This is a genomic window from Psychroflexus salarius, assembly GCF_900129035.1.
GTDB classification, from domain to species: Bacteria; Bacteroidota; Bacteroidia; order Flavobacteriales; family Flavobacteriaceae; genus Psychroflexus; species Psychroflexus salarius.
Genome location: NZ_FQTW01000009.1, coordinates 76,807 through 86,816 on the forward strand (window position 1 = coordinate 76,807; position 10,010 = coordinate 86,816).

The 10,010-nt window shown below is 33.7% G+C and carries 6 protein-coding genes; 5 read left to right on the forward strand and 1 reads right to left on the reverse strand.

Translation table 11 applies throughout. From position 1 onward, the window contains the following. Positions 1-117: 117 nt before the first annotated feature. The 3 genes from BUB82_RS10315 (at position 118) to BUB82_RS10325 (ending at position 3,762) form a co-directional block, all read left to right on the forward strand. Positions 118-2,481 carry a TonB-dependent receptor gene (locus tag BUB82_RS10315; RefSeq protein ID WP_073193543.1) on the forward strand — a complete coding sequence of 788 codons (2,364 nt, stop codon included), beginning with the start codon at positions 118-120 and terminating at the stop codon, positions 2,479-2,481. Between the two features lie 13 nt (positions 2,482-2,494). Beyond that, the gene (locus BUB82_RS10320) at positions 2,495-2,968 is read left to right on the forward strand and encodes a thioredoxin family protein (protein WP_073193544.1); all 474 of its coding nucleotides are present in this window, start codon (positions 2,495-2,497) and stop codon (positions 2,966-2,968) included. 113 nt (positions 2,969-3,081) lie between these two features. After that, the gene (locus BUB82_RS10325; protein WP_159432036.1) at positions 3,082-3,762 is read left to right on the forward strand and encodes a DUF2490 domain-containing protein; all 681 of its coding nucleotides are present in this window, start codon (positions 3,082-3,084) and stop codon (positions 3,760-3,762) included. 490 nt (positions 3,763-4,252) lie between these two features. Here BUB82_RS10325 and BUB82_RS10330 read toward each other — a convergent pair whose 3' ends face one another. Continuing rightward, on the reverse strand, positions 4,253-5,779 hold the full coding sequence (locus tag BUB82_RS10330) for a helix-turn-helix domain-containing protein (RefSeq protein WP_073193546.1): 1,527 nt from the start codon (positions 5,777-5,779) through the stop codon (positions 4,253-4,255). 299 nt (positions 5,780-6,078) lie between these two features. Here BUB82_RS10330 and BUB82_RS11790 point away from each other — a divergent pair, with 299 nt between their 5' ends. Next, the gene (locus tag BUB82_RS11790; protein ID WP_159432037.1) at positions 6,079-6,246 is read left to right on the forward strand and encodes a hypothetical protein; all 168 of its coding nucleotides are present in this window, start codon (positions 6,079-6,081) and stop codon (positions 6,244-6,246) included. A 579-nt stretch (positions 6,247-6,825) separates the two neighbouring features. Then, on the forward strand, positions 6,826-10,010 hold a 3,185-nt coding region (locus BUB82_RS10335; RefSeq protein WP_317041059.1), incomplete at its 3' end, for a GLUG motif-containing protein.

A 10,010-nucleotide genomic window follows, 5' to 3' on the forward strand; every position in this document is an offset into this window, starting at 1 on the left:
TGACTCTATATTTAAGGCTCGAAACCTATCTTAATTAAGATAGGTTTTTTGTATTATAAATATTTTTTTAGATAAAACTAAATATTTATTTTTGCTTTAAATTAAAAAAGATTTGGCATGATAAAATTTAGGCTTTTGGCGCTTTTACTGGTGTTTTTGGGATCAACTGCAAGTTCACAAAATTTAGCAGAAATTTCAGGACGTATATCAACCACTTCTGGAGAAGTAATTCCATTTGCTAATGTCTATTTTAAAGATACGACAATAGGTGCTTCAAGTAATATTGACGGAGAATTTAAGCTTCAGCATACACCAGGAACTTACCAGCTTGTTATTAACGCTCAAGGCTATACATCTTTTACGAAACAAGTTAAATTAAGTCTTGAACAGCCTATTCAGTTGGATGTGGTTTTGAGTGAAGATGCCTTAGGTTTAGACGAGGTCGTGATTTCAGCTACCCGTAATCGTGTCAAGCGGCGTGATGCTCCTGTTGTTGTTTCAACCGTTGGTCCAAAGTTATTTAATGCCACACAATCTTTGTCACTTGCCGATGGTTTGCAGTTTTCACCCGGTTTACGAGTAGAAAATAATTGTCAAAATTGTGGCTTTACACAAGTGCGACTTAACGGTTTAGATGGCAGCTATACACAGATATTAGTTAATAGTCGGCCGATTTTTTCATCACTACTAGGAGTATACGGTTTGGAGCAAATTCCAAGTAATATAATAGACCGTGTTGAAGTGGTAAGAAGTGGCGGTTCGGCTTTATATGGATCTAATGCAATTGCAGGTACCGTGAATGTGATCACCAAAGATCCAGTTTTAAATACCTGGGAAATCGGATCGAACCTGAGCTATATTGATGGTCAAGCTTTTGACAGATTACTTAATTTTAATTCTTCGAGCGTGGCAAATGATTTAAAGAGTGGCGTTACTTTTTTTGGTAATTATCGAAACCGACAGTCCTACGATGCGAATAGCGACGGATTTACCGAAATCGTTGAACTTACCAACACCACTTTTGGCAGTAACGCCTATTTTAAACCAACTAACTTAAGTCGAATTGGCTTAAATCTAACAGCTATAAGAGAATATCGTCGTGGTGGAGATCGTTTAGAACTAGCGCCCCAATTTACAGATGTAACCGAAGAATTAGACCACGACACTTTTATTGGTGGCATAGATTATACATTAAATTCTGCAGATCAAACCAAAACATTAGAGCTATTTACCTCTGTGTCGCACACCAATCGCCAAAGTTATTATGGCGGTTTAGGCGGCGGTCGAACAGCTCAAGATAGTATTTCAGCTAATAATGCCTTTGGTACGACTAAAGATTTAGCTTGGGTTAATGGGGCAAAATTTTCAAAAACCTTTGATAGTCAAGATGTGTTAACCACTGGGGTTGATATTAATCATAGCCGTACAGAAGATGAAATTTTAGGTTATAATCGTTTGATTGATCAAGAAGTTAACACCTATGCAGCTTATGGTCAATACCAATGGAATATCAATTCTAGATTAGAAGCTTTAATTGGGGCTAGACTCGATTATATTGCTGTCGATGGGCTTTACCAAGTTGAAACGATTTCTAGAAGCGTAGATCTTGATCAAACCGCATTATCCCCAAGATTAACGCTAAATTATAAATGGACCGATAAGATTCGTTTACGTGCTGGGTATGCGCGTGGTTTTCGAGCACCACAAGCCTTTAATGAAGACTTACATGTAGCTGGAGTAGGTGGTGAACAACAGTTTGTTATCCTTTCGGAAGAATTAGAGACTGAATATTCTGATGCGTTTACAGCTTCAATTAATCTTTCAGAAATTAAGCAACAGCAGCAGTACGATGTCTTGGTTGAAGGATTTTATACACAACTCAATAACCCGTTTACCATTATAAGCACAGGAAGCAGCCTGCCTAATGGATCGCTATTGGAAGAAGTAAGAAACGGTAGCGGCGCCCGAGTTTATGGAACTAATATTGAGTTGAAGTATTCTCCAAATCCAGTGTATCGATTTCAACTTGGTGCAACTTATCAACAAACAGCCTACGAAGAAACGCAATTACTTTACGAAGCACCACCAGCTTCTGGCGAAGCTGATGTGTTCATCGATTCGTTTGTTCGTAACCCTGATTGGTATGGCTTTTTTACAGCTAATTTCAAACCTAGTGAGGCCTTTAATATAGATCTAACAGGAAATCTAACAGGCGAAATGGAAGTTCCTAGAGTGGTAAACTCTAATGGTTTAATTCAACTAAATGAATCGCCTGTGTTTTTTGATTTAAATTTAAAATTTGAAAAACACTGGGACGTGAGCGATTTATTTATGGTCACTTTATCTGGAGGCGTTCGTAATCTATTTAATAGCTATCAAGACGATTTTGATCGAGGAGCAACACGTGATTCTGAATATATTTATGGACCTGGTTTACCACGAACCGTATTTGTAGGCTTAAAGTTTGGTAAATTGCATTAATAACTCGCTTTAAATGAGATTGATTTACACCTGTTGTTTTTTAATGATTTTAGGCTTTCAACCTAAAGGCTATGCGCAAATGCATTGGAAAAGCTTAGATAGCTTACAATCTAAATTACAAAATGAAGAAATTGAAAGACCTATTTTTATTTTTTTTACGGCTAATTGGTGTGTGTATTGCCAAAAAATGAAGCAAGCAGCATTTCAATCGCCAAAGCTTGTTAAAATATTGAAGTCAAATTATTTTTCAGTTAAAATAGACGCTCATTATCCCAATCCCATCCAATTGAGCGATTATATCTTTAAAAACACAGGAGTAGGATACTACCGAAGACCTTTTCATGATTTAGCGCTTCAACTTGCACAGCGTTCTCAAGATCAATTTAGTTTACCTTTTCTAGTTATTCTTAACCCAGATTTAAGTGTTCGCCGTCGTGCTTTTACCTATTTATCACCAAAACAATTAATGTTATTTTTACAACCCTGATTAAATAGCTATGTGACTTTTATCACAATTCATGAGCCTTTAAGCAATTAACTTTGTAGCATAAATTTTTTACAATGTTGCGGTGCTATCTTGTTTTCATTTTATTTCTCAATTTGAATAGTGTTGTTGCACAAACCAAATCAGTAGAACATCAAGATTTACTTTGGACTAGATACTTGGTTAACTTTGAAGTTGATGAAAAATGGACGCCTTTTTTGGACGTAGAAGAACGCATGTATATGTTTCCGTTTCGGCAGCATCAGTTTTTACCAAGTATTGGGGTAAATTATCAATTAAATAGTGGTTTTAGTTTAACACCAGCCTTATTGTACTTTGAAATGATTACACCTCAAGATCCAGATGCCATCACCAAAGCGATTCAACGGGAATGGCGACCACAATTAGCATTAAATTTCAAACACAATATTACGTCAACAAGATTAACATTTTTAAGTCGGTTTAAATCAGAATTGCGATTTAAAAAGCGCTCTACCGAAAATAACTATAGGTACCGACTACTTCGTTTACGCATGCGTATGGGTTTATCCTACCAAATTAACGAAAAATATACAGCTAAGGTATTAGAAGAAATTTTAATTAATGCTGGAGATCAATTGGTGTATAACGTATTTGACCAAAACCGACTTTCAGCTGAAATAGCCTATCAACTTAGTCCAAAATTTAAATTCATAACTGGTTATATGTATTGGTTTCAGCAGCGTGCAAGCGGCGTTGATTTTTTTAGTAGAGATATTATTTATTTCACTTTAAAGCATAACTTAAAGTTGTACTAGCTGGTTCAGGGCTAACAAAAAGCAAAATCTGATTATAAATTAAAAGCCTTTCATATCAACATGAAAGGCTTTTGTTTTTGTGGGCAGAATTGATTTATTTTCGAATCAAACCATCGCTATTTTTAAAAATTTAGCATCTCAAATTTAGAGGAAATATTTATTTAAAAAATATTGCCAAGCATAAAAAATTATGCTCGGCAATAATACATTTGATATGGGCTTAAAATTGAACCGTTTCAAATATAAAATGAACCGCACCAACCTTGCTTCCGAACCGTTTCAATTAGCAAGTTGAACCGTTTCAAAATTAAAATGTACCGTTTCATTTTAAAGGACTGTTGCTAGCAAAATATTAAAACGCATTTTAAAGTTAGTAATTAGCTAAATAAGTCTTGTTTTTTGTTTAGGTCAAGTAATTTTTATTGTAAACTCTATAACACTTAAAACCAGTTTAAAGCTTGAACTAGTTTTAATTTGCTGGTTGTTGAGCTTAATGTTCATTTTTAGAAAAAACTAAGAACTCTTTTGGGGTAAGCTCTGTAATTTGTTTAAATACTCTATAAAAACTCGACTTAGATTTAAAGCCAGTTGCATCGCTAATATCTTCAAAATTAACGTAGAGACCATCAGCTATTTTTTCTGTAATAAGCTGTTTAGCATAGTTTATACGCAATCTATTTACATAGCCCCTAAAATTAGTTTGTGAGCAAAGATTAATCACCTCAGAAATATAAGTGGAGTTACTTTTTAATTGTTTAGCAACATAGGCTATACTTAAATCTTGTTTTAAAAATAGTTCTTGTTCAACTAGTAAAGCCTTTACTTCTTCAAATAAAGCTTGCTTTTCAGCATTAACTTCAAGCTCTTTAGTGGCTTCAAATGTGTTTACACGATTTAAATTGAAAAGTTTTTTAGAATTTTTTAAATTATTTCGCTTTATTAAATACGTCGCTAAAAAGCCTAATGTTAAAATAAATAATATAGAGGTCAATAAGCCTAAACGTCTTATTTTCCTTTCCTTTTGTAAGAGTAATTCACTGGTTTTTAAGCGATCACTAAAATATTTAAGCCTCTCATTATAAGCGCTAATATTATTTTTATCAAGTATAGAGTCTAATTTATAGGTCAGGGAGTTGTAGTGTTCTAAAGCTATTAGGCTATTTTTCAAGTCATTTTCAGCACGGTATATTTGATGACTTATTTTGTGAAAATTGATTTTTAAATTAAGGTTTGTAGAATTTTTTATAAAAGCTTTCGCTTGTAAGAGTTGATCTTTGCTTTTAGTGATTTGATTTTGATTTAAATAAAATTCTGATTTAGTTAGATAGCCTTTTAAAAGTCCTATGGAGTCATTAATTATTTTTGAAGCTTCTAGAGCTTTCTTAAGGTGCTGGCTCCAGTTTTTATCAGTTTCAAAGTTAACTTGAGCAAGCAGGCCTTCAATTTTTGAGATAGCATAGTAATCAGGTTTTATTAAGGCCAAATTTAAGCTGGCGTTGAGGTAATGCTTTGCACTATCATACTGCTTGAGTTTATAATGCGTCAGCCCTAGGTTGTAGTTGGCCTTCATAAGCCGTTGTTTTTGTAAAGTCGAACTTCTAAGACCTTTTATATAGTTATAGTGTTGCTTAAATTTTTTTAGGGCTTCTTGAGGCCTGTTATTTTGGTTAAGTAGTATGCCTAAAGTTGTTTTCGCCTTCACAAGATTATTAGTGTCTTTAAGTTGGCGCATTAATTTCATAGATTGTTCTAAATAATTAATAGCACTGTCCTGAAATTTTAATAAGGTAAATATATTCGACTTTTTAAGCTTTAATTGGGCTATGGTCTGCTTTTTAGTTGCATGCTTTAAGAGACTATCTATTAGTTTTAAGGCAGTGGCATATTGCTCTTGTTTTATGAGCTGGTCTTGTTGATTGTTAAATGCTTTAAAGTCTTGTGCTTTTATAGCCTTATGTGGTAGCAGAGCTATTAGTAATAGAAAAAGAATCTTCCTGTAAGTTATAGATTTAGGCATAGTAGGTTATTAAAATGAAAGTTTTAACAAAAAAAATCTAAAGTAGCAATAAGTATTAATTTATAAAAATTTATATAAATTTTTTATGCGCAAGTTTTATAAATCATAACAATCCTTAATAATTAAATTCTCAATTTATAAAATGAGAAAAATTATTTCCGTTTTGAGAATAAATTTTGTGGTTTTGAGAACAATTTAACCTGCTATCGGCTTTTTATTTGAATTATGTTATCAGTTGTTAAATTAAGAGCTATCCTACTAGTCTGTTAAGTTTACCGACTTCTAACTTTAATATAACTATGCCAAGATTTAAATTAGTTAAAGTAAAGTCTCATAAAGAGCGCCAAAAAGAATTAAAGGCTTCTATTCAAGATTTAGAAGATAAAATTAAAAGCCTTGAAGATGCCAATAAAGCACTGGATCCTTATTTTAAGCGTAAGCGAGGAGAAATAGATTTTGAGATTTAATTATTAAATAGTGTTATCATTTATTAATAATTAAGCTTGTTTTAGCTCATATAAATCTTAAACATTATCTTATATAGGTTTATTTGCTTGTCTTCAAGTCAATTTTCTTTTGAGGTTTAAATTCATTGAGTTCTTGTTATAATGTTACTTTATTATTACCTATAATAGTAAGTACTTAATAACAAGCCATGACACAACTTTATTTTTAAATTTATGTTTATTAATAATTTTTAAAGTAATCTAAATATAGAGATTACTCAAACTTTTATAAATCAATTACACTCTAAAAGATTCTTATTATATGTTTACAACTCTGTAAAATGCTAGTAGATAGTTGTTCTTCTCCAATCAATAATACTTAATTTAATAGCCTATTAGTTTAGTTATTCTTCTAAAGATTTATTTTTCATTCTAGTTATCTTAAAAAATATCTATAGGATACTTTAAAGGGTAAATAATAGGCTGTAACCATTCTCAATTTATAAAATGAGAACAAATTTTACGTTTTGAGAATAAATTTGGCGGTTTTGAGAACAATAACACTTGATCTTCTATTTATTTTTAAAAAAAATTAAACCAATGAAAAAATATCTAAGTTTATTAATCTTATTTCTTATAAATTTTACTTATGCCAAATCAGTAAATATATCATCTAATGATACAACATCAGTTAAACAATACTATTATAGTTTGTCAAGTAATGACAACGATGAGTTAACAATAGAAAATAGCCCTATTATTTTAGTCACTACTCCAGAAGAACTTGATGCTGTTAGGGATTTACCAGACGCAGATTATGTATTGGGGGCAGATATAGACATGTCAGGCTATAATGATTTTGTTCCAATCCCAAGCCAACAAACCAGTTTTACGGGTACATTTAATGGTAATGGGTATACAATTAGTAATTTATCCATAACAACTACAGAGGGTAGTAATACAGGGCTGTTTTCTCATATTGATGAAGATGCTGTGGTTCAAAATTTAAATTTGAATAACATTACTGTAGATGCTGTTGGTGAAAATAATGGAATCATAGCAGGTGAACTATCAGGTACTATAAATCAGGTTTCAGTAAACGGACATTTAGTTTCAGTTTTAGGAGTTTCAGGTGGTGCTGTAGGTGATGTTAATGCATCTGGTCAAATTCAAAATACGCATGCAGCTGTACTTGTTGAAATTACTAAGAATAATGATAATATTGATGTTGGTGGGCTTGTCGGATTTAACGAAGGTCTAATAGAAAATTCATCGGCTACGGGTAATGTGTTTGCTTATAGAGATGTCGGTGGATTAGTTGGAGAGAATAATGGTGGTAGCATAAGCTTGTGTTTTGCCACTGGAGATGTCACGTCCGATGGAAGTAATGTTGGCGGTTTAGTGGGGCATAATGATTATTCTGGTACAGCAGCATCAATAACAAAATCTTATGCAACAGGTTTTGTGGGTTTAACTCGTAATACATCACAATACTTTAATAGCGATGGTACTGTTTCAGATATTGGTGGTCTGGTTGGTGAAAATGACGATAGTATTATTAAAAATTGTTATGCACTTGGTAACGTTTACGGTACAGATGACACTGGAGGTCTTGTTGGTGATTTTTCAGGAGGCACATTAGAGTCTTCTTACGCTTTAGGTCGTGTAGTTAATACCTCTGATGATGAAATTGGTGGTTTGGTAGCAGAAGATGATGGTTCTGGTGATCCGTCTATGTGTTACTGGATAGATTATTACACTGGAGATTCTGCCATTAATGGGAGTGAAGAAAATGGACCTGAACTTGATCAAGTAACACAGGTCTCTGCATCTACAGTTAATACACCACTAGCAGCATATAGTATTTCCGATTTGCAAGGTGCTAACGCTGAAAGTACTATGGGCAGTGCAGGTGATAATTTTTTTGACTTTGAGACTATTTGGCAAATTGCTCCTACTGATATGCCAGGTCATTTTCCTACGCTACAAGGTTTACCAGCCCCAACAGGAGCCCCTTTACCACCAACAGGCTTTAAGGCTCTTGGGGGTAATGCACAGGTACAGCTTAATTGGGAGTCTAATGTAGAATCAGATATTCAAAAGTATACACTATACCGGTCTTCAGATTCTATAAATTTTGTTAGAAATGCAGAGAATAAAATTACAGATGTTTCCCACACTGGATCGGGTCAAAGTTATTTGGATACAAATGTTAGCAACAATACGGTATATTACTATCAAATCACAGCAACCGACACTGATGGTAATGAGTCTAGATCCTCCCATCATGGAGTAGCCAAACCAGCTGAATATTCTTTTAGCGTTTCCATAGAAATTGTAGATAATGAGACTAATAATGTTTATAAAGTAAATCATGGCGATCATGCCACTGATGTTAAAGGATCTTATGCAAGTGGTCAAGAAGGCTTTATATATAATTATAGATATGAGCATCTTGAAGGTTTTTTGGGTAATGCTGTTTATCATCCTTCAGATTTACCAAACACTAATGTTACAATTACCCCTAGTGGTCTTCAAGATAACCAGTCTTGGTATTTTTATTATGATGATGATACTGTTTCCGGCGATCCAATACGTAATACCACAGGTGGTGCTGGTACAGGAACAACTCTTGTAACAGGCCAAGGTAATGGCGCTGTTGTTTTAGAAGGTGTAAGTGTAGATTTTGATGTAACTTATTTTTTATTTTATGCAGACCCATTACCTGAAAATAATAGTACACCCGCTTTAGAGAACTTGTCCCTCATTACAATCTCTGAAGAACCAGTTGTACTTGATCAGGATATCACAATTATTGATGCTGACTTATCTGCTTTAAATGATGGACAAGGTAATTATACTGCTACAAGTTTAGTACTGAAGCGAAACGGAGACGCTAATACTTCAGATAATTTTAGCATTATAGACCCAGATGCTGAAAACACAGACTACAGTATTGCAGATGGTAACGTTAGTTTTGGAGGTAAAGTTGTGGCTAATTATGATAACAATAATGGTGTTTTTACCTTAAACTTTGAAGGTTTAGAGGTAATACCTACACAAACTATTATAAATACAATAACTCAAAATATCAATTTCCAAACTACCAATTATGATGGTTTAGATTTTATTTCTTGGACCTTTAGTGACGGAGAAAAAGAAACGAGTGCTTTACAGCAAATCTCACCAATATGGACGGGAGCTGTAAATAACAACTGGCACACTGCTGGTAATTGGTCTAAAGATAATGTACCTAGCCCAACCGAAAATGTTTTTTTACCTGGTACTTCTAATAATATGCCAATAGCTACACAAGATGTAAACGTAAAATATATCGAGATTGCCTCTAGTGCTAGTTTAGCATTGTCTCCTAGTGCTGTCTTTAAAGTAAGTGGAGACCTTTTAAACAACGGGCAAATTATCTTTAAAAGTGATGCTACAGGCGATAGTCATTTTGATGAATTTACAGGAAGTATTACAGGTACTGGTACAGTAATTACAGAAAAGTACTACCAAAATAAACGTGCTTTCAGATTAGTATCAAGTCCTGTAGATGGCGGTAGTTTATTTGACAACTGGCAAAATAGCGGTGCAAACGATGCTGGTCTAGGAACGCATATTACAGGCGAAGTCGGAACTGTAGGTGAATATAATGCGACGACAGGCATTGATTATACAGCCTCTGGTAATCCTTCGTTATTTGGATTTAGCACAGCTAATGGCTGGGAAGCGATTACTGACACTAAAAACACAAATTTAGAAGCCGGTGTACCTTATCGCTTAAT